The sequence below is a fragment of the Gordonia sp. B8661-1 genome (genome assembly GCF_059427765.1).
The window spans coordinates 70,512-91,586 of record NZ_JCAHRL010000003.1; the positions used below are offsets into that span (position 1 = coordinate 70,512).

Annotated in this window: 17 protein-coding genes and 1 tRNA gene; 11 read left to right on the plus strand and 7 right to left on the minus strand. The window is 67.1% G+C overall.

Features of this window, described 5'->3' with window-relative positions:
* The first annotated feature begins 33 nt into the window (after positions 1–33).
* The gene (locus AC4JJG_RS07775; protein ID WP_495402004.1) at positions 34–699 is read left to right on the plus strand and encodes a TetR/AcrR family transcriptional regulator; all 666 of its coding nucleotides are present in this window, start codon (positions 34–36) and stop codon (positions 697–699) included.
* A 57-nt stretch (positions 700–756) separates the two neighbouring features.
* Here the strand turns inward: AC4JJG_RS07775 and AC4JJG_RS07780 are convergent, their stop codons facing one another.
* Together AC4JJG_RS07780 and AC4JJG_RS07785 are read right to left on the minus strand one after the other, a co-directional pair.
* Entirely contained in the window at positions 757–1,716 is a 960-nt protein-coding gene (locus AC4JJG_RS07780; RefSeq protein ID WP_495402003.1) for an isopenicillin N synthase family dioxygenase, read from the minus strand.
* 151 nt (positions 1,717–1,867) lie between these two features.
* A tRNA-Arg gene (locus AC4JJG_RS07785) sits at positions 1,868–1,941 on the minus strand.
* Between the two features lie 55 nt (positions 1,942–1,996).
* Here AC4JJG_RS07785 and AC4JJG_RS07790 point away from each other — a divergent pair.
* Together AC4JJG_RS07790 and AC4JJG_RS07795 are read left to right on the plus strand one after the other, a co-directional pair.
* Positions 1,997–4,024 (plus strand): bifunctional copper resistance protein CopD/cytochrome c oxidase assembly protein, encoded by a 2,028-nt coding sequence (locus AC4JJG_RS07790; RefSeq protein ID WP_495402002.1) that lies wholly within the window; start codon positions 1,997–1,999, stop codon positions 4,022–4,024.
* Positions 4,025–4,163: 139 nt separating this feature from the next.
* On the plus strand, positions 4,164–4,565 hold the full coding sequence (locus tag AC4JJG_RS07795) for a single-stranded DNA-binding protein (protein WP_495402001.1): 402 nt from the start codon (positions 4,164–4,166) through the stop codon (positions 4,563–4,565).
* An 84-nt stretch (positions 4,566–4,649) separates the two neighbouring features.
* Here the strand turns inward: AC4JJG_RS07795 and AC4JJG_RS07800 are convergent, their stop codons facing one another.
* Positions 4,650–5,537: a hypothetical protein gene (locus tag AC4JJG_RS07800; RefSeq protein ID WP_495402000.1), complete on the minus strand. Its 888-nt coding sequence runs from the start codon at positions 5,535–5,537 to the stop codon at positions 4,650–4,652.
* 188 nt (positions 5,538–5,725) lie between these two features.
* On the opposite strand from AC4JJG_RS07800, the gene ettA reads away from it, so the two are divergent.
* Positions 5,726–7,399, plus strand: coding sequence for an energy-dependent translational throttle protein EttA (gene ettA / locus AC4JJG_RS07805; RefSeq protein WP_495401999.1), 1,674 nt, complete (start codon positions 5,726–5,728; stop codon positions 7,397–7,399).
* Between the two features lie 18 nt (positions 7,400–7,417).
* Here ettA and AC4JJG_RS07810 read toward each other — a convergent pair whose 3' ends face one another.
* Positions 7,418–8,281 carry a LysR family transcriptional regulator gene (locus AC4JJG_RS07810; RefSeq protein WP_495401998.1) on the minus strand — a complete coding sequence of 288 codons (864 nt, stop codon included), beginning with the start codon at positions 8,279–8,281 and terminating at the stop codon, positions 7,418–7,420.
* Positions 8,282–8,352: 71 nt separating this feature from the next.
* Between AC4JJG_RS07810 and AC4JJG_RS07815 the strand changes: the two genes are divergently transcribed.
* The 4 genes from AC4JJG_RS07815 to AC4JJG_RS07830 all read left to right on the plus strand — a co-directional run bounded on the left by AC4JJG_RS07815 (position 8,353) and on the right by AC4JJG_RS07830 (position 14,777).
* Positions 8,353–8,718, plus strand: a complete 366-nt coding sequence (locus tag AC4JJG_RS07815; RefSeq protein ID WP_495401997.1) for a nuclear transport factor 2 family protein — start codon at positions 8,353–8,355, stop codon at positions 8,716–8,718.
* 126 nt (positions 8,719–8,844) lie between these two features.
* The gene (locus AC4JJG_RS07820) at positions 8,845–13,566 is read left to right on the plus strand and encodes an NAD-glutamate dehydrogenase (protein WP_495401996.1); all 4,722 of its coding nucleotides are present in this window, start codon (positions 8,845–8,847) and stop codon (positions 13,564–13,566) included.
* Between the two features lie 57 nt (positions 13,567–13,623).
* Complete coding sequence (locus tag AC4JJG_RS07825; protein WP_495402057.1) at positions 13,624–14,085, plus strand: acyl-CoA thioesterase; 462 nt, start codon at positions 13,624–13,626, stop codon at positions 14,083–14,085.
* Complete coding sequence (locus tag AC4JJG_RS07830) at positions 14,082–14,777, plus strand: DUF8185 domain-containing protein (protein WP_495401995.1); 696 nt, start codon at positions 14,082–14,084, stop codon at positions 14,775–14,777. Before AC4JJG_RS07825 ends, AC4JJG_RS07830 begins: the two co-directional genes overlap by 4 nt.
* Positions 14,778–14,785: 8 nt before the next feature.
* Here the strand turns inward: AC4JJG_RS07830 and AC4JJG_RS07835 are convergent, their stop codons facing one another.
* Positions 14,786–16,864: a glycoside hydrolase family 13 protein gene (locus tag AC4JJG_RS07835; protein WP_495405761.1), complete on the minus strand. Its 2,079-nt coding sequence runs from the start codon at positions 16,862–16,864 to the stop codon at positions 14,786–14,788.
* Between the two features lie 507 nt (positions 16,865–17,371).
* Complete coding sequence (locus AC4JJG_RS07840; RefSeq protein WP_495401993.1) at positions 17,372–17,803, minus strand: globin; 432 nt, start codon at positions 17,801–17,803, stop codon at positions 17,372–17,374.
* A gap of 191 nt (positions 17,804–17,994) precedes the next feature.
* On the opposite strand from AC4JJG_RS07840, the gene AC4JJG_RS07845 reads away from it, so the two are divergent.
* The 3 genes from AC4JJG_RS07845 to AC4JJG_RS07855 all read left to right on the plus strand — a co-directional run bounded on the left by AC4JJG_RS07845 (position 17,995) and on the right by AC4JJG_RS07855 (position 19,589).
* Positions 17,995–18,660, plus strand: a complete 666-nt coding sequence (locus tag AC4JJG_RS07845) for an HNH endonuclease (RefSeq protein WP_495401992.1) — start codon at positions 17,995–17,997, stop codon at positions 18,658–18,660.
* 151 nt (positions 18,661–18,811) lie between these two features.
* The gene (gene ctaJ / locus AC4JJG_RS07850) at positions 18,812–19,060 is read left to right on the plus strand and encodes an aa3-type cytochrome oxidase subunit CtaJ (protein WP_495401991.1); all 249 of its coding nucleotides are present in this window, start codon (positions 18,812–18,814) and stop codon (positions 19,058–19,060) included.
* Positions 19,061–19,166: 106 nt separating this feature from the next.
* Positions 19,167–19,589, plus strand: a complete 423-nt coding sequence (locus AC4JJG_RS07855) for a DUF5130 domain-containing protein (protein WP_495402056.1) — start codon at positions 19,167–19,169, stop codon at positions 19,587–19,589.
* A 75-nt stretch (positions 19,590–19,664) separates the two neighbouring features.
* On the opposite strand, the gene AC4JJG_RS07860 is transcribed toward AC4JJG_RS07855, so the two are convergent.
* A complete protein-coding gene (locus AC4JJG_RS07860; RefSeq protein WP_495402055.1) occupies positions 19,665–21,017 on the minus strand; it encodes a cation:dicarboxylate symporter family transporter in 1,353 nt (450 codons plus the stop codon).
* Positions 21,018–21,075: the final 58 nt, after the last annotated feature.

The window sequence follows — 21,075 nt, forward strand, 5'->3', positions numbered from 1 at the left end:
GGAGGTTATTCCTCCACTTGTTATTCTGGAAATATGAGCGAGAGCACATCGATATCGGGCGAAGGGCGCAAACTGCGCGCCGATGCCGAACGGAACCGGTTGCGCATCATCGAGGCGGCTCGGGATCTGTTCGCCGAGCGTGGCCTCGACGTGACACTCGACGACATCGCCGTCCGCGCGGGTGTCGGGATCGGCACCGTCTACCGCCGGTTCGCCAACCGCGACGAGTTGATCGTCGGTGTGTTGTCCGAACACCTCAACGCCGTCGCATCGGAATCGCGTGCGGCGCTCGATGATCCGGATCCGTGGCACGCGATGGTCAACGTGCTGACCCTGCTGGTGTCCTCGATGGCCGGTGATCGGGGCCTGGCCACACTGCTCATGCAGATCAGCCACGACGACCCGGACATCATGGCGGCCAAGACCGAGATGATCGCCGCCATGCGGCAGGTCTTCGACCGCGCGCAGACCGAAGGGGTGGTGCGGGCCGACCTGGCCGAATCCGACTTCTACGGAATCCTGACGATGCTCAAGTCCATCGCCGACATGGCCGCGCCGGTCGCGCCGGACCTGTGGCGGCGCTACCTGGATCTGGTACTCGAGGGCATCAGGGCGCCCGGCACGCTGCCCCTGTCCGGGCCGATCGTCACCGAGGATCAGATCCGCGAGATGCAGGAGTGCTGGCGCGCGAACAACTGAGCGGCAACGGTTTTCGGTTGGTCTCCGGCCGCGTCAAGAACCGAGGGCGTGTTGCGGCTAGATGCCGTGGTGACGTTCGGCGACATCGGGGTGTGCACGCGTGCGCGACTTCCAGGCATTCTCGCCGTAGGTGTCGAAGATGGGATTGGTCGGATCGGCCTCGACGCCGCGGGACTTCGCCGTGAGTTCCGGCGGGAGCGAGAGGATCGGGATCTTCGCATCGAGTGCGGGATTGAGGAAGTACGGAATCGACACGCGGTCGCTCCCCGGCTCGGGAGAGCGAACCCGATGGCGGGTCGCACGCAGGTAACCGCCGGTCGCCACCTCGAGGAGCTCGCCGATGTTGACGATGAGGGCGCCGGGCAGGGGTTCGACGTCCACCCACTCGCCCGTGTCGGTCTCGACCTGCAGTCCGTCGGAGCCCGGCTCCACGAGCAATAGCGTGAGAACGCCTGAATCCTTATGGGCGCCAACGCCTTGCGGATTGTCGGAGGTGCCCGGATAGCGCACCACCTTGATGAGCGTCGCGGGCCGGTCGGCGAATGCCTCGTCGAACACGTTCTCGGGCGCGCCGAGGGAGGCGGCCCAGTGCCGCAACAAACGCATTCCGACCGCCGACAGATCGCGGTCCCATGCCTCGAAGGCGGGCCGGAATCGCGCGGGCACGGCGGGCCACAGGTTGGGCCCCTGAAGGCGCCAGTAGCCCTCGGCACCCGGAATCGTCGGACGGTCGGGGCCGATGTCGATCTGTTCGCGCCAGTCGACGGTGCCGTTCGTCAGCTCGCCACCGATCCGGGAGTAGCCGCGGAACTGAGGACTCCGGAGTTGACTGATCTCGGCCTTTGCGTCGGTGGGCAGTGCGAAGAACTCGCGCGCCAGCGAGAGGATCTCCGACGATCGTGATTCGGGTATGCCGTGGCCGACGAGGTAGAAGAAGCCCCGGGTGTGCGTCGCCTCACGCAGCCGGGTCCGGAATCCGTCGACGTCGTCGGTCGAGAGATCGAGTACGGGAAGCATGTCCACGACGATCCGCCATCGTCGCCGCCGGCGCCACCGTTGCGTGCAGCGCGGGTCGTACGTCGCGTGATCTCACCGGTGCGCCCGCGTGAATCTCTTTCACACCACACAGTGGGCGCACACCGCCCGGAGGGCGGCAGGAATTCACCGGTGCCCCCGGCAGGAATCGAACCTGCGACCCGCAGATTAGAAGGCTGCTGCTCTATCCAACTGAGCTACGGAGGCGTGTGCCGCTCGGGGCGGCAGCGTGGGCGAGTATATCCCGTCCTAGAGTTGGTACATGACCAGCGTCAGCCCCGCACCACCCGTCGAGAGTCCTCGCGATTCGATGCGGGAGCAACCCGGCGTGGTGGCCGGCATCGTCTGGGCGCTGACGTGGATCACCGGCATCGTCGCGATCGTCGTCACCGCGATCGGAGCGTCGTCGGCCTTCGAGATCGCGGGTGTACCGGACCCCGGCGTACTGACGACCTACGGGTTGCCGACGATCACCGCGATCGGCCAGGTGTGTGCCGCCATCGCCGTCGGCTCCGCGTTGTTCGCCGCCTTCTTCGTTCCGCCGCAGACCGACGGGGTGCTCGACGTCGGGGGATACCGCGCGGTGCGCATCGCCTCCCGGGCGGCTCTGGGCTGGGCGATCTGTGCGCTCCTGCTGATCCCGCTGACGCTGTCGAATGTGAGTGGCCAGCCCCTCGGCACGGTGCTGGAGCCGTCGAACCTCCTCAACGCCTACGGGCAGGTGGCCGGGGCCCGAAACTGGCTGTGGACCGCCATCTTCGCGGTGCTCGCCGCGATCGTCGCCCGCGTGGTGCTGCGCTGGGGATGGACCATTCTGGTGCTGCTGCTGGCCGGGCTGAGCCTGATGCCGTCGGCGCTGGCCGGGCACTCGTCGTCGGGCGGCAACCATGATGTCGCCACCAACAGCCTGATCCTGCACATCGTCGGCGCGACGGTCTGGATGGGCGGCCTGATCGCCGTCCTGGTCTATGCACTGGGCAACGGCCGATGGCGGGTGCTGGCCGTCGGTCGATTCTCGCGAATCGCGTTCTGGTGCATCATCGTCGTCGGCCTCAGCGGAGTGCTCAACGCCCTGGTCCGGATGTCCGTCGGGGACCTCGTCACCACCACCTACGGATGGCTGATCGTCGCCAAGGCGGTGGCGCTCGTGGTGCTCGGCTCGATCGGCGCGTGGCATCGCAAGGCCACGATGCGCAGTCTGGCCGGTGAGGTGGCGCAGAAGTCGGTGTTCGTCCGCTACGCGATCGTCGAGGCGCTGGTCTTCGCCGGCACCTTCGGCCTGGCCGCGGGGCTGTCGATCACGCCGCCGCCGACGGATCAGAACGCGCAACTGACGCCGGCCGAGGTGACCATCGGATACCGCATCGACGGTCCGCCGACCCTCGCCCGAATCCTGTTCGACTGGCGCTTCGACCTGCTCTTCGGAACGTTGGCCATCGTGCTCGCCGTCGTCTATCTGCGCGGTGTGCTGCGGTTGCGCAAGCGCGGCGACGAGTGGCCCGTGGGCCGAACCGTCGCCTGGATTCTGGGGTGCCTGCTGCTGTTGTTCGCGACGTCGTCGGGGTTGGGCCGCTACGCACCGGCGATGTTCAGCGTCCACATGATCGCCCACATGCTGATGTCGATGATGATCCCGGTGCTGCTCGTGCTGGGTGGTCCCGTCACGCTCGCCCTCCGCGCCCTGAAGCCCGCGGGACGCGGGAACCCGCCGGGCCCGCGCGAATGGATCCAGACGGCCATTCACAGTCCGGTCTCGCGATTCCTCACCCACCCGGCGATCGCCGCGGTCATGTTCGTCGGCAGCTTCTACGTCCTGTACCTGGGTGGGCTGTTCGAAATGGTCACGCGGTACCACGCGGCGCACATCCTGATGAATGTGCACTTCCTGCTGTCCGGCTACCTCTTCTACTGGCTCGTCATCGGGATCGATCCCGCACCCCGCACCGTCTCGCCGGTCGCCAAACTCGGAATCGTGTGGGGGTCGTTGCCATTTCACGCGTTCTTCGGTGTCGCCCTGATGATGACGAGCGCGGTGATCGCCGAGACCTACTATCGGAGCCTCGCTCTGCCGTGGTCCTACGACCTCTTCGACGATCAGCGCGTCGGTGGTGGAATCGCCTGGGCGGCAGGCGAAGTGCCGCTAGTCGTGATCATGATCGCGTTGCTCGTGCAGTGGCGGCGGCAGGACGAGAAACAGGCCCGCCGCTTCGACCGTCAATCGGTACGCGACCATGATGCCGATCTCAGCGACTACAACGACATGCTCAAGGAACTCAACCGCGGTCGTTGATCCACAACCGGCTCCGCTATCCACAGATTGCTCCGCGGCACGTTTCCGGGGCGGTCCGTGGTCGATGCTGATTCCAGTCACGACAACCGTGACGGACCGGATCTCCACGGGGGGTTCCGGGGAATCGGAGGAGTCGAGGATGTTCGAGACCTACACCACCGTGATCGGCACCGTCGTGTCGGAGCCGCGCCGCCGTCGGACCAGTACGGGTGAGGAGGTGATCTCCTTTCGCGTCGCGTGCAATTCCCGGCGCATCGACAAACGCAGCCAGGAATGGGTCGACGGGCCGACGTTGTATCTGACGGTCAGTTGCTGGCGCCGACTGCTGACCGGTGTGGCCGCCGCTGTCGAGAAGGGGAGGCCGATCATCGCGCACGGTCAGATCAAGACGAACGAGTACCTGACCGCCGACGGTGAGAAGCGCTCGGATCTGGAGATGTCCGCGAACTCGGTGGGACTCGATCTGAGCCGATGCGTGGTGTCGTACCTGGGCAACGGGCTGCCGCAGGCCGCGGAGGAGCCCGAGCAGTCCGCCGCTTAGTGTTCCGTTCCCGCGACCTCGACTCGCTTCCGCGACCTCGGCCGAAGTCGCGGGAACGAGGCGAGGTCGCGAGAACGTGTCGGATCAGGGGCGGGAGAGCTGGCTGAGCGTGGCGCGCGCGTGTTCGGCGCGTTCGGTGGCGGCTTCGAGTTCTTCGGTGGCAGTGGCGAATTCGGCTTCCGCCGAATCGACCTGCCGGCGCGCGAAGCGCAATTCGGCGTCGTGGCGGGACAATTCGGCGCGCAGACGTTCGACCGTCGCGGACAGTTCGTCGGCGCGGCGGTGGAGATCGGTCAGTGCCTGACGGGCGCGGTCACGGGTGTGCCGGGCGTCGCTCTCCGCGGATTCCGCGGCCGTCACCTCCGCTTCCGCGGCCGCACGGAGTGCGACGGTGTCGGAAGGCGACCCGTCGTCGGCCGGAGCGTCGCCAGGGCCATCACCCGGAGCCGGAGCCGGGACCGGTGTACCCGCATCGGGAACGGCAACCAGCCCGGCCGGACCGAAGCCACTGTACTCCGCGGAGGTCACCAGGCGTCCGCGACGCAGATCGTCGTTCACCGACTCGTCGGCCACCGCGGCGCGCAGCGTCTGCGCGGCCTCGCGAAGGACGCTGTCGGTGAGTTTCGCGTCGCTCTCCGAGGCGATGGCGGACAGTCCGCGCAGCGCATCGGCGATAAGTTCCTGACGCCGGTCGGACAGCTCACGCATCCGATCGACCGCGGCGCGCCGCTGGGCGTCGGCGAGGTCGGCGGCCAACGTGGTGAAGGCCTCGATCTCGTCCGGGTGCTTACGCGACCAGAGGTTCAACATCCAGGCGACCACGGTCGGCCGTCGAAGACTCGAGATGGATTGCGCGACCGCGCGGTCGCCGTCCGCCCGTGCCTGCTTGGCCAATGCGGTGCGGCGGGCGACGAACTCCGCGGGCGGCAGACCGTACAGTTCGTCGGCGGCCTCGTCGAAGACGACTGGCATCCCTCGATAGTAGTGAGCCGGCCAGCTCGACCTGCGGGCCCGTCGGCGGCAATCGGGCACGTGACTACACTGGATCATTGATCGTGACACCGAAGGACCCACGAGAAGGCCTCTGCTCCGGATATCGACGGAGCCGGTGAGGTCTTGGCGGTCCCACCACCCGTCGATGCAGCTAGAGAGGTCAGGGCGTGCCCGAGTTTATTTACACGATGAAGAAGGTGCGCAAGGCGCACGGTGACAAGGTCATCCTCGACGACGTCACGATGTCGTTCTTCCCCGGCGCCAAGATCGGCGTGGTGGGTCCCAACGGCGCCGGTAAGTCGTCGATCCTGAAGATCATGGCCGGCATCGACCAGCCGTCCAACGGCGAGGCCTTCCTCGATCCGGAGGCCACGGTCGGGATTCTCCTGCAGGAGCCGCCCCTCAACGAGGAGAAGACGGTCAAGGAGAACGTCGAAGAAGGCATGGGCGAGATCAAGGTCAAGCTTGATCGCTACAACGAAGTGGCCGAGCTCATGGCCACGGACTACTCCGACGAGCTCATGGAGGAGATGGGCCGGCTCCAGGAGGATCTGGACAACGCCGATGCGTGGGATATGGATTCCCAGCTCGAGCAGGCGATGGACGCTCTGCGCTGCCCGCCCGGGGATTCGCCGGTCACCCACCTGTCCGGTGGTGAGCGTCGTCGTGTCGCATTGTGCAAGCTGCTGCTGAGTAAGCCCGACCTGTTGCTCCTCGACGAGCCCACCAACCACCTCGACGCCGAGAGTGTCCTGTGGCTGGAGCAGTTCCTCGCGTCCTACCCGGGTGCCGTGCTGGCCGTCACTCACGACCGCTACTTCCTCGACCACGTCGCGGAGTGGATCTGCGAGGTCGACCGCGGCAAGCTGATTCCCTACGAGGGCAACTACTCCACCTATCTGGAGAAGAAGGCCGAGCGTCTCGAGGTCCAGGGCAAGAAGGACCAGAAGCTGCAGAAGCGCCTCAAGGAGGAACTGGCCTGGGTCCGTTCCGGTGCGAAGGCCCGCCAGACGAAGAACAAGGCGCGTCTGCAGCGGTACGAGGAGATGGCCGCAGAGGCGGAGAAGACGCGCAAGCTCGACTTCGAGGAAATCCAGATCCCGACCCCGCCGCGTCTGGGCGACGTGGTGGTCGAGGTGAGCAACCTGGACAAGGGCTTCGACGGACGGGTGCTCATCAAGGATCTATCGTTCACGTTGCCGCGCAACGGCATCGTCGGCGTCATCGGTCCGAACGGTGTCGGTAAGACGACGCTGTTCAAGACCATCGTCGGTCTGGAGGAGCCTGACTCGGGCACCGTGAAGGTCGGCGACACCGTGAAGCTCAGCTATGTCGATCAGGGCCGCGCGAACATCGATCCGAAGAAGTCGGTGTGGGAGGTCGTCTCCGACGGCAACGACTACATCGAGGTCGGCCAGAACGAGATGCCGTCACGCGCCTATGTGAGCGCCTTCGGCTTCAAGGGGCCGGATCAGCAGAAGCGGTCCGAGGTGCTCTCCGGTGGTGAGCGCAACCGCCTGAACCTCGCGCTCACCCTGAAGGAGGGCGGCAACCTGATCCTCCTCGACGAGCCGACCAACGACCTCGACGTCGAAACCCTCGGCTCGCTGGAGAACGCCCTCGAGCAGTTCCCCGGCTGTGCCGTCGTGATCAGCCACGACCGCTGGTTCCTCGACCGGACCTGTACCCACATCCTCGCGTGGGAGGGCAATGTCGAAGAGGGACAGTGGTTCTGGTTCGAGGGCAACTTCGAGGCGTACGAGGCCAACAAGGTGGAGCGCCTCGGAGCCGACGCGGCCCGGCCGCATCGGGTCACGCATCGCAAGCTGACCCGCGACTAGCGACCGTCGGCCGCCGACTCAGCCGAGCCGGGTGCGCAGTGTGCGGGCGAAAGCCCGTGCCGCCGCACCCGGCTCGCTGCGTACGGCCAGTGACAGCGAGGTACGCGCCGACCCGCGAAGATCCACGGCCACCAGTGGCGCCTCGACCATCGACGCCGACAGGACGACGACCCCCGCTCCCTGTTCCGCCAGGGACAGGGCGGCGTCGGGGGAATGCACCTGAACAGCCGGAGACAGAGCGAGTCCCGTTGCGGCGCAGGTTTTCTCCAGCGCGGATCGCACGCCGGTGCCCGGTGGCAAGGTCAGGATGTCGCAGTCGACGAGATCGGACGGGGTGACGAATCGTCGCCGCGCCCACGGGTGATCGGCAGGCACACCGACGACCAGCGGCTCGTCGATGACGGTGTGTACCTCGAAGGCCTCGGGCAACGGCTCGGCGTGCGCGACCAGGGCGACGTCGAGCGTGCCGTCGGCGAGCCCGGCGACGAGGTCCGCCGAGTTCCCCTCGCTCGCGGTGACCGTCACTCCCGGGTGGTCGCGCCGGAACTCGGCGAAAGCGTTCAGGTAGCCGGGGATGGTGCAGCCGATGACGGTGCCGATCCGCACCTGACCGCGGGTGAGGCCCGCGAGCTCGTCGGCGGTCACCCGGATCCGTTCCACCGCCGATAGGGCGGCGGTGATGTGTGGCAGCAGCGCGAGTCCCTCCGGGGTGGGACCGGCCAGCCGGGTACCCCGCTCGAACAGGCGGATGCCGAGCTCCCGTTCCAGCTTGCCGACCTGGGCCGACACCCCGGACTGACTGACGTGCGCGGCGTCGGCCGCCGCGGTGAATGATCCCTGCCGGGCCACCTCGGCCGCATAACGCAGCTGATGAAGCTCCATAACCACTAATGATAGGTCTGATCGGATTCAGCTGTTGGACGTATGGCTTCAGCGGGGTGACCATCGAGTGCATGAGCGATACGACACGACCACACAGCACACCCCGAGAGATCGCGGAACTCTACTTCGACAGTTGGGCGGCGGGTGATCCGGAACCGTTGCGGGACCACCTCGCCCCGGACGTGACCTTCGACGGCGCACTCGGCTCCACACGCGGCCCGGATGAATTCTTGGTGGGTCTCGCCGGCATGTTCGCGGCGACGACGAGCAACGACGTGCGGATGCGTCTGGCCGACGACACGGACGTCGTGACCTGGTCGGAGCTGCGGATAGGGGACAAACCCCCGATGCAGGTGGCCAACTGGACTCACGTCGAGAACGGCCGGATCACCGCGGTGCGCGTGACCTTCGACCCGAGGCCGATGTTCGCGGAGTGAATCCGCGGTCGCGATGAGTCGCCGACATCCCACCCGACTCGCCGGTAGGGGTTACGATCCCTGACAGGGCCACGATCGGAGCGCACATTCGAATCCCGGCGTCTCCACAGTCATGGGGGACCGCGGATGTCACAGGCGACATCGCTTCTGCCGCAGGCGATTGCGAGCTACTTCATGTCGGCGAATGGTGCGCCCTCGCCGAATCCCGCCGATCACGACAGCGATGACGTGGAACGGGTGCGGCGTCATCTCGAGGTCGCGCACCGGCGCCGGCCCGGTCATCCGCTGGTCGACGTATCGTCGACCGGGTCCGGAGGGATCGAGATCGTCGTCGTCAACGACGACATGTCACTTCTGGTGGAGGCGGTGCTGGCGACCATCGAGGCACATGCCCTGGTCGTCAGCCGGATGGATCATCCCATCGTGCCCGTCGTGCGTGCCGACGACGGAACCCTCGAACGGATCGGCGACGAACCCGGCGCGGTCTCCGAATCGTGGATCTGCGTCTCGGCACAGTCCCAGCGCGCCGACATCGATCTCGCGGCGTTGCGGACCGACGTCGCCGAGGTGATCGAGCGGGTCAACGACGTGGGGCACGACGCCGTCGCGATGCGGGACCGGTTGCGCGCGTTGGCCGAGTCCTGTGCCGCCGCGGCCGGTGACGACCCGCAGCGGTACGAGCAGGGGCAGCTCATCGAGTGGTTCGCAGGCAATCACTTCCTGCCGCTCGGGCATGTGTACGCATCCGACGAGGCCGGCACGGACGGGCGCGACGCGCTCGGTGTGTGGCGAAGCGAGCAGGTGTCCGCCGATTGTTCGCCGCTGGCCGACGGTTCGTCGATGCCCCGCGTCTCCCGGGTCTTCCGCCGGACGGGCATCCTGCGCTCGAATTATCCGGTGTTGCTGCAGGTTCCGGCGTTCTCGCAGGATGGCCGACGTATCGGCGAACACCGCTTCCTCGGCACGTTCACCTCCTCGGGTCTGCACCAGACGGTGCTCGAGGTACCGGTTCTGCGTGAGAAGGCACGTGCGGTGTTGCAGGCGGCCGGCATGGAGGAGGGGTCCTACGCCGGTCAGTCCATGCTCGAGTTGCTGCAGAACTATCCGCTCGTCGAGATGTTCTCGGTGAGCGCCGATGAACTCGGCACACAGATCGCCGAGATGCTCGACGCCGTGGCGACGCGGTCCCTTCGCTTGTTCGTCCGCGCCGATCCGGACGGCCGGATGGCCTCGGCGCTGGTCTACCTGCCGCGCGACCGCTACACCACCGCGACGCGACTCGCTCTGCAGAACACCCTTCTCGACGAACTCGGTGGTTCCGCTCTCGAATACACGGCGCGGGTGAGCGAGATGCCGCTGGCATTGCTCAGCGTGCTGATCCGGGTGGACGCCGCGGCCGCTCGTGCGCTCGGCTCCCTCGCCACCGGCAGTCCACGGCATGCGAGCATCCAGGCGGCACTCGCGGACATCATCCGGACCTGGGACGAGCGTGTGCGCGAACTCGCGGGCAGTGGCGAGGAGCTACTCGGCATGCTGCCCGCACTGCCTGCGGCGTACAAGGACCAGCGCACTCCGCAGGACGCGGTCAACGACCTACGGCACGTCGCCGGACTCCGGCCCGGGGACATCACCGTCACCCTCACCGAACCGGAACCCTCCGAGGGCGCGGCCGACGACATCCGGAAGCGCTGGGTGTTCACGGTGTACCTCTGCGACGCGACCGCCACGCTCACCGACGTGTTGCCGGTGCTGCACAGTCTCGGCCTCGACGTGCTCGACGAACATCCCTACTCGGTGATCCGCGCCGACGGGATCACCTGCGGCGTCTACGAATTCGGGGTGACCCTGGCATCCGGGATGACAGTGGACGAGGCGCACGCCGACGATCTGTCGACCCGGTTCACCGACGCCTTCGAAGAACTCTGGCGCAGCAACGCCGAGGTGGACGCGCTCAACGAACTGGTACTCCGCTGCGGTCTGGACTGGCGGTCGGTGACGATGCTGCGCGCCTGTGCCCGTTACCTGCGGCAGTGCGGCTTCTCCTACACCACGAGTCACGTCGCCGACGTCCTCGGCGATCATCCCGCGGTGACGCGGGGCCTCGTCGACCTGTTCGCGGTGTCCTTCGATCCCGACTCGGCCGATCCGGATCGTCGCGCGCAGGTGCTGGCCGATCTCGAATGTGCGGTCGGCGAGGTGCTCAGTCTCGACGCGGACCGCATCCTCTCGGCCTTCCTGTCGGTGCTCAACGCCACCTCCCGCACCAACTTCTACGTCACCGACGATGCGGGCCAACGGCGCCAGGTGGTGTCGTTCAAACTGCGGACCCGCGAGATCCCGCAGGCTCCGCAACCGCAACCCCTGCACGAGATCTTCGTGTACTCACCGCGCGTCGAGGGGGTGCACCTGCGATTCGGCACGGTCGCCCGCGGGGGCCTGCGCTGGTCGGATCGCCGGGACGACTTCCGCACCGAGATCCTCGGACTGGTGAAGGCTCAGGCGGTGAAGAACGCGGTCATCGTGCCCCTCGGTGCCAAGGGCGGATTCATCGTGAAGCGGCCTCCGGCGGCCACCGGGGATGCGGCGGCCGACCGCGACGCGCAGCGCGCCGAGGGAGTGGCGTGCTACCGGGCGTTCATCGCGGGTCTGCTCGACGTCACCGACAACATCGACCATCAGTCGGGTGCGGTCATCCCCGCACCCGGTGTGGTGCGCCGCGACGCCGACGACCCCTACCTGGTGGTCGCGGCCGACAAGGGCACCGCGGCGTTCTCCGATATCGCCAATGACGTTGCGGCACAGTATGGATTCTGGCTCGGCGACGCGTTCGCGTCGGGCGGCTCGGCGGGCTACGACCACAAGGCGATGGGCATCACCGCGCGCGGTGCGTGGGAATCGGTGAAGCGTCACTTCCGTGAGATGGGCGTCGACACACAGACCGAGGACTTCACCGTCGTCGGCATCGGCGACATGAGCGGCGACGTCTTCGGCAACGGGATGCTCCTGTCCGAGCACATCCGTCTGGTCGCGGCCTTCGATCACCGGCACATCTTCATCGACCCGAATCCCGATGCGGCATCGTCCTTCGCCGAGCGGGACCGTCTGTTCCGGCTGCCGAGGTCGTCGTGGGCCGATTACGATCAGTCCCTGATCAGCGCGGGCGGCGGGGTGTGGCCGCGTGACCAGAAATCCATCGAGGTCACCTCCGAGATGAGGAAGGCGCTCGGTCTCGGCGACGCGATCGTCGAATTGTCCCCACCGGAACTGATACGCGCCGCGCTGCTGGCGCCGGTGGACCTGCTGTGGAACGGCGGCATCGGCACCTACATCAAGGCGTCGACCGAATCGGACAGCCAGGTCGGTGACAAGGCCAACGACGCGATCCGCGTCAACGGAAACGAATTGCGCGCCAAGGTCGTCGGCGAGGGCGGCAACCTCGGCGCCACCGAACGGGGCCGCATCGAATTCGATCTGGCCGGTGGCCGGGTGAACACCGACGCCATGGACAACTCGGCGGGTGTCGACTGTTCCGACCACGAGGTGAACATCAAGATCCTGCTGTCCTCGGCCATCTCCTCGGGGGAACTGGCCACCGGCGAACGCAACCCACTGCTCGAGTCGATGACCGACGAGGTGTCCCGGCTGGTGCTGGCCGACAACATCGCACAGAACGCCGAACTCGGGTTCAGCCGGGCGGTCGCGGAGAACCGCGTCGACGTGCACACCCGCCAGCTCGCCGACCTGGCTCGCAATCGGGGTGTCGACCTTGCGCTGGAAGCACTTCCGACGCCGGCGGAACTCCGCAAGCGCTTCACGGGCGATCTGCACCGCGGGCTCACCTCGCCCGAACTCGCCACGCTCATGGCCCACGTGAAGCTGAGCGCCAAGGCGGACCTACTCGGCACCGAACTGCCGGACAACGAGGTCTTCGATGCGCGGTTGACGAACTACTTCCCGGAGCCCCTGCACGCCCCGTACGCCGATCAGATCGCCACGCACCGGCTGCGCCGCGAGATCGTCGCCACCTCGCTGGTCAACGACGTGATCGACAAGGCGGGCGGCACCCATCTGTTCCGGCTCGCCGAGGGCAGTGGTGCGTCCACCGACGAGGGCGTACGCAGTTACGTCGCCACCACGTCGATCTTCGGTATGGACGACCTGTTCGACCGCATCCGGTCGTCGGACGCATCGGTGTCCGCCATCGACGACATGACGCTCTATGCGCGCCGCCTGGTGTTCCGGGCGTCCCGATGGATGCTGAGCATCCGGCCGCAACCACTCGCCATGCGTGCCGAGATCACCCGCTACGGGGCTCGCGTCGCCGACTTGACCGGCGGCCTCGCCGGGTGGCTGGGGGAGAGTTCCCGGGCCGAGGTGGCCGCGCGTGCCGAGCGGTACCGGTCGGGCGGCGCGGACGACGCCCTGGCGCAGGACGTGGCCGTGAGCCTGCACCGCTTCTGTCTTCTCGACATCATCGACGTCTCGGAGATCACCGAGCGGGCGCACACCGAGGCCGCCGAACTCTACTTCGCGGTGATGGAGCATTTCGGGCTCGAGAAGCTCCTGAACGCGGTGTCCGATCTGGATTACGGGGATCGCTGGCATGCGTTGGCGCGCTTGGCCTTACGGGACGATCTGCATGGTGCGCTCCGTTCGCTGACCCAGCGCATCCTCGAGGTCGGCGAACCCGACGAGACCGCGGCCGAGAAGATCGAGGAGTGGGAACTGTCGCAGGCCGCACGGCTGGCCCGGGTTCGCGGCATGCTCGCCGACATCACCGAATCCGGCACCCTCGATCTGGCGACGCTGTCGGTGGCGGCGCGGCAGTTGCGCAGCATCATCCGGTGAGTGGCGGCCCGAGTAGGGTTGGTGCCGCCCATCGACCAGCGCGGCGAAAGGATTCCGGTGGTCAACATCGACGACGGACGTGTGACCGACGACGGCTATGTGGTGGACGTGCCGATCCGGTGGTCCGACATGGATGTCTTCGCCCATGTCAACCACGCGCGGATGGTGACCCTCATCGAGGAGGCCCGCATTCCGTGGCTGTTCTACGACGAGCGGCCCACTGCGTCGCTGCGTGACGGCTGCGTGGTGGCCGACCTGCATGTGAAGTACCGGGAGCAGGTACGGCACGACGAGGGCCCGATCGAGGTCACCATGTGGATCGAACGTCTCCGCGCGGTGGACTTCACCGTCGGCTACGCGGTCCGGCGACGCGGCGCGGCACCGGGCAGCCCGCCGGCCGTCACCGCGACGACCCAGCTCGTCGCATTCGACGTCGACGCGCAGAAGCTTCGTCGTCTGACGCCGGAGGAGAAGGAGTACCTGTCCAGGTTCGTGCGCGCCGATACGACGGCGTCATGAGCGCCCCGGAGCGGTTCGTCGCGGTGACCGCCGCGGCCGACCGAAGTGACACCGTCGCATTTCTCGATCGTGCGCTTCGCCTGGACGACAGTGCGGCGGTTCGCCTCTCGCTGCGGCCCGACGGGCTCATCGGACTGTGGGCGGCTACCGGATTCGACGTGCTCGCGACCCGATCGGTCTTCGGCACCATGCGTCCCGACGACCTGGTGCTGGACGCCGCCGGTCTGCGTTCCTCGGTGGGCGCCACCGAACCCGGTACGCCGATCGACCCCGGCTTCGGACTCGACAGTGCCTGGCGCGGCGCGCTGCCCGCGTCCACCGGTTACACCCAGATCGACGACGTCCCCGCGCGTACCGTCATCGAATTGTCCCGGGAGGGTGCACATCTCGCGCGCACCGAGGGCAGTGCCCATGGCCCGGCGACGGGGCTGCTCGATCAGACCGTTCTGACCGTGGAGTCCGCCGACGGCGCATCGACGGCCGATGTGTCGATGCGCTCGCTGTTCGCGGTCACCGCCATGGGTTTCGTCCGGGACGCACGTGGCCACGAGGTGACCGAGTCGTCATCGATCGATCTCGTGGACGACGACGAGCCGGTACGAATCAGGATGTCGCGGGCGTGGATTCGCATCGACGCGCGGTACGGATCGGTGTACCAGCGCCGGGAACGTCTCGCCATGTCGCCGCTGTAGACCGGCGGTCACACCAGCCAGGCGGCCGAGTCCGGCGCGAGATATCCGTCGACCAGCGGTGAGCTGGTCAGCAGGATCTCTCCGGGCGGCAGTGGCACCGGGGTGTCGCTCGCGTTGAGCGCACAGATCAGGTGACCCTCGGAGCGCCGGAAGGCCAGGCAGCCCGCGGGCGCGCCGTACCATTCCACCTCGTCGCCGGCGAATTCGTCGCGCTCGAAACGGAGTTCGATCGCCTGCCGGTACAGCGACAAGGTCGAGCCGATGTCCTCCAGTTGGGACTCGACGGTGAACCGGGACCACGAATCCGGGATGGGCAACCACGTCTGCGCATTCGAACTGAACCCGAACGGCGGTTCGAATCCCTCCCAGGGCAGCGGCACACGGCAGCCGTCGCGGCCCCGTTCGGTGTGGCCGGACCGCTCCCAGACCGGATCCTGGAGGACGTCATCGGGCAGGTCGTCCACATTCGGCAAGCCCAATTCGGCGCCGTTGTAGATGAAAACCGCTCCCGGAAGGGCCAATTCGACCATCATCATCGCCCGTGCCCGCAAGATCCCGCGCTCGATGTCGACCACACCGGTGGTCCGGTCGTCGGAGTCGTCGGTGGCCTGTTCATGCGCGAGGGTGAAGGGGATGTCCACATCGTCGTCCGCGCCGGGATCGGCCGCCGACTCCACGGCGCTGCCGTCGCCGAAGTAGTCGTCGACGGCCTGAGTGTCGGGTTCGGCAGTGTCATCGGGTTCGGCCGGGGACGCCGGTTCGTTCGCGGCGATGGTGTCGTGCTCGTCGTCCGAGGCCGTCGACGACCCGAGATCGAGTTCCTCGTCGGCCGGGGCGTCGGTGTCGGTGGTCTCCCCGGCAGCCGTCTCGATGTGCTCGACCTCGACCTGCTCGGACGCGGGCGAATTCGCTTCGGCGAGTGTCGATTCGGTGAGCGTCAACTCATCGTCGTCGGCGACGGGCGGTGCGTCCGGGGTGTCGGACGGAGGTTCGGGGGAGTCGGCCGCGGGGGCCGTTGCCGCGTCGGTTCGGCGTGACGTCCCGTACCGGGTGACCTCCCGCTCGACATCGTGATTGGACAGCGTCCACGTCGGGACGGCACCGACCGAACGCACCGCGGCCAGCGAGTTCTCGATGGCCGCCCGGATCGGCTCGGGGGCGAAGTCGACCTTGGCCAACCGGAAGTTGAAGCCCAGGTGCAACTCGTCCGGGCGGACATACTCGGCGAACCGCTCGTTGTCGTCGACCCAGATCTCACCGATCGTCGTCGCGCCGGGGTAGTCGTTCAGCACGCTCCGGATGCGGCGATGGATGTCATGCACACCCGGATTGTTGAATCGCAGATCGTTGTCGTCGTTCACCAGCAGACCGACGGACTCGATGTCCATGTCGGGCAGGCCGTCCGGCTTCGCCATCCCGTGGGCCACGTCGATGCGGAATCCGTCCACCCCGCGGTCCAGCCAGAACCGCAGCGTCTGTTCGAGATCGTCGAAGACCTCCGGATTGACCCAGTTCAGATCGGGTTGCTCGGCGGCGAAGATGTGCAGGTACCACTGGCCCGGACTGCCGTCGGCTTCGGTGACGCGGGTCCAGGCCGGCCCGCCGAAGACGCTGGGCCAGTTGTTCGGTGGCTCGTCGCCGTTCTCACCCCGGCCGTCACGGAAGATATAGCGCTCCCGCTCGGGACTGCCGGGCTCGGCGGCGAGCGCTTCGGTGAACCACGGATGCTGGTCGCTGGTGTGGTTGGGCACCAGATCCATCGTGATCCGGATGTCGCGGTCGTGTGCCTCGGCCACGAGTTCGTCGAAGGTCGCGAGGTCGCCGAACAGGGGATCGATGTCGCGTGGGTCGGATACGTCGTAGCCGTGATCGGCCATGGGGGAGCGCATGATCGGGCTCAGCCAGATGGCGTCGACGCCCAGCAACTCGAGGTAACCGAGTTTGTCGATGACGCCGGCGAGGTCGCCGATACCGTCGCCGTCGAGATCGGAGAAGGAGCGCGGGTACACCTGATAGAAGACCGCGGACTTCCACCACGTCGTGTCGGCGGGGTCGAGTTGCGTCTCGGTGCTCGCGACGGGCGCGATCGCCGCGGACGAACCCTCCGGCTCGTCCGCCGGGAGCGGATCGTCGGTGGGCCCTTCTTCGGCGACGGCGTCGGCGTCCTCGTCGTGGTCATCGGCCTCGGGATGATCGGTGGCCGCTTCCTCATCGACCGCTGCGTCGGTGACGTCGTCCTCGACAACGGTGTCGTCGACGGGCACGTCGTCCGCCTCGACGTCATCGGTCACGACGCCGTCCGTCTCCTCGATGCCGGAGTCGTCCGGATCGACCGGGTCCGCCGTCCGGGCGTCGACGGAATCGGTATCCGTGTCGTCCGATTCTGTCTGCAGCTGCCTGTCCTCGGGCACGTCGACCTGTGCGTCGGCCACGTCGTCTGTCTCTGTGAGTGTCACGTCGGGGTCGGCGCCCGGGAGGACTGGCTTCGATGACTCATCGCTCACCGTGGTCATTGTGCCCTACCTGTGTTTTCGGTTGGGACTATCACCGGATCGGCGCGTCGCGCCCGACACGCGGGAAAATCGGTCCCGCGGTCAGAATGAGGAGTTGACCATCGACTGCGCGGCCATCTCCATGTAATCGACGAGAGCCCGTCGATGCTGGTCATCGAGCGTCGCCGAATCAATCGACGCGATGGCGGTGTGCATGCAGCGCAGCCATGCGTCACGTTCGATGGGCCCGATCGTGAACGGCTGATGGCGCATGCGCAGCCGTGGGTGGCCGCGCTCCTCGGAGTAGGTGCGCGGGCCGCCCCAGTACTGCTCCAGGAACATGCGGAGCCGGCGTTCGGCGGGACCGAGATCCTCCTCCGGGTACATCGGGCGCAAGATCTCGTCCTTCGCGACCTCGGCGTAGAAACGCGCGGTCAGACGCTCGAAGGTGGCCGCACCACCGACCTCGTCGTAGAACGTCGCCGCCGTGGCGGGCTGGGGCGTACCGGGAACCTCACTGCTCACGCCGTCCATTGTCCCGACAGTTCCGGCCGGTCTCAAACATGAGGGTGGCACGGGCGGGTGTCATTCCGCGTTCACCGTCGACGACCTGCGGTGACACGAAGATTTGTCGTGCAAACGTCCGCGGTCCGTGGTGCACTGGACCTCGGACCACGCGGCCGTCGTCGTGCGTGCGGCACGCGGGCCGGGCAGGAGGCGCGTGCATGGCCAGGGGAAGCAGGAAGGTGCCGACGGTCGACGGGGGACCGCGACGGGCGGCATCCGGGGCGAGGCGTGCCGGTCTGACGGGGCTGCCCGGAGGACTCGCCGACGACGCACCGCCTCAGTCGACGTCCCCTCAGTCGACGTCACTGTGGGCCCGCAGGAGAGTCCTGCTTCTCAATGCGACCTACGCACCGCTGACCGCGGTGTCGTTGCGGCGCGCGATCGTCCTGGTGCTGCGCGAGCGTGCGGATGTGGTGCACGCCGATTCCGCGGGTCTGGCCGTGCACTCCGCCGGCATGTCGGTGCCGGTGCCGTCGGTGATCCGGTTGCGGACGTTCGTGAAGGTGCCGTATCGCGCCACGGTGCCGTTGACGCGCGCCGCCCTCATGCACCGCGATCTGTTCCGCTGCGGCTACTGCGCGGCGAAGGCCACGACCATCGACCATGTCGTGCCCCGTAGTCGCGGTGGACTCCACACCTGGGAGAACTGCGTCGCCTGCTGTGCGGGGTGCAATCACCGGAAGGCCGACCGGCTGCTCAGCGAGATCGGCTGGACCCTGAGGGTCTCGCCGGCCGCGCCGAAGGGGCGCCACTGGCGACTGCTGGCCGCCATCAAGGAGATCGATCCGGCGTGGACGCGGTACATCGATGCGGGTGCGGCCTGACGGTCGCACGGATCCAGGTGCCGTCGGCGACCGATCTACGACGCGCTGTAGGGGTCGCTGCCCGCCACGCCCGGCCGTGGGCTAGATTGATGACACGACCTGCGTCGCAGCGATTGCAGGCTCTCCAGCAGCAACCGATCGAAAGGGTGACATGGACAACCTGATCGTCGCCATCGGAATGCCTGTCACGATCATCTGTGTGCTGTTCGCAGCCGCATGTGTGGTCTCCATGGCGTTTTCTTCCGGACTGAAGTATCCGAAGGTGCCGCACTACACCCTCGATCAGCAGTGGGATCACGCGCCGCTGCTCTTCAGCGCGACCGAGATCGAACCGATGGCGCTCTCCCGCCATGCGGAGAAGACCGATGTGGATGGAGGCTCGGCCAGTGGCAAGTGGTGAAGTGACCCCCGATCAGCATTCCCCCGATCAGCATTCCCCCGATCAGCATTCCCACGGTCTGCATTCCAACGTTTCCGTCCGGTCGGCCGGCCGGAGCGCCCTACCGATGGGCACCGCGGTCACCAACAGCGGTCGCGTGTCGGCGGCCCGCTTCCCGGGTGATGTGCCGTCGACCCCGCCGTTCAAGCGTGACGAACTCATCGGTCTCGACGACGCGCTGAAGGACGCCAGCGAACTCGCCCATGTGCGGTTCTCGGTGTACATCGGTGAACTCGGAGCGGACCCGGTCGCCGAGGCGCAGGCCATCCTGCTGCGCGCTCCGGAACCGGCGCACGGTGCCCTGATCGCGGTGTCGCCGAACAATCACGAGATCGCGATCGTGTCGGGCTCCGAGGTCGCGGGCCGCGTGAACGATCGGGTGGCCGCGCTCGGTGTCACCGCTGCCGTCACCGCCTTCCGGCAGGGAGATCTGATCGACGGTCTCATCGCCGCACTGCGTGTGATGTCGACTGCGGCCGCGGTGTCCTGACCGGCGGACGCCCCACACTCACCACGACAACGGCCGCTCACCTCTCGGTGAGCGGCCGTTGTCGTGGTGAATCGGTCAGTGCGTCACGCCGGTCCGCACCGGTTCTCGATCGGTCGTGGCATCGGCGGGCCCGACGGTGTCGATGTTCTCGATCATGTCCAGCTCGTTGAACGGCGCCCGGCCGGCCAGCACGTCGTCGACCTGGGTCCGGTCGACGGTATGCGTCCACGAGCCGACGAGGAGCGTGGCAACGGCGTTGCCCGAGAAGTTGGTGATCGCCCGGGCCTCCGACATGAACCGGTCGATGCCGACGATGATGCCGACGCCGTCGAGCAATTCCGGCCGATGCGCCTGCAGGCCACCGGCGAGCGTCGCGAGTCCGGCGCCGCTGACACCCGCCGCACCCTTCGAGGCGATGATCATGAACGCCAGCAACCCGATCTGCTCGGGCACCGACAGCGGGTCGCTCATCGCATCGGCGATGAAGATCGAGGCCATCGTCAGATAGATCGCCGTGCCGTCGAGGTTGAACGAATATCCGGTGGGGACGACCACGCCGACGGTGGATTTGTCCACGCCGAGGTGCTCCATCTTGGCGATCAGACGCGGCAGCGCGGATTCCGACGACGACGTGGCGAAGATCAGCAGATATTCGCGGGCCAGGTAGCGGACGAGCTTGAAGATCGACACCCCCACGACGGCCCGCAGGATCACACCGAGCACACCGAAGACGAAAACCACGCAGGTGATGTAGAAGGCGAGCATCAGGATCAGCAGCTGCTGCACCGCGGCCCAGCCGGTCTGGCCGACCACATTGGCGATGGCTCCGAACGCACCGATCGGCGCCACCCAGAGGATCATCGACAGCACCTTGAAGACCAGTTTCTGGAGGTGGGCGACGCCGTTCAGGATCGGTTCGCCGGTACGTCCGAGCGCCTGGATCGCGAAGCCCACCAGCAGTGCGACGAACAGGGCCTGCAACACACTGCCCTCGGTGAGGGACGACACGAGGGTCGTCGGGATGATGCTCTGGATGAAGTCCATGGTGCCGCCGGCCTCATGGGCCTTCTCGGCGAGTTCGGCACCCTTGCCGGACGCCTCGATGTTGAGTCCGTCGCCGGGTTTGATCAGGTTGCCCACCACGAGGCCGATCGCCAACGCGGCCGTGGACATCACCAGGAAGTAGATGAATGCCAGTCCGCCGACCTTGCCGACGGTGGCCGCCTTCCGCACCGAGCCGATCCCCAGGACGATGGTGCAGAAGATGACCGGTGCGATCATCATCTTGATGAGGGACACGAACATCGTGCCGAGGACGCCGAGATCCTTGCCGACTCCGGGCCACACGATGCCGACCACGACACCGGCGATGACGGCCACGATGACGCCCAGGTACAGATAGTGGGTGCGATCCCGTTTGCGCGCCATGGCCGGAATGTCGGCCGCGGTGTCCGTGCTGCTCCGGGCCGGTGTGTCCGTCGTCGAC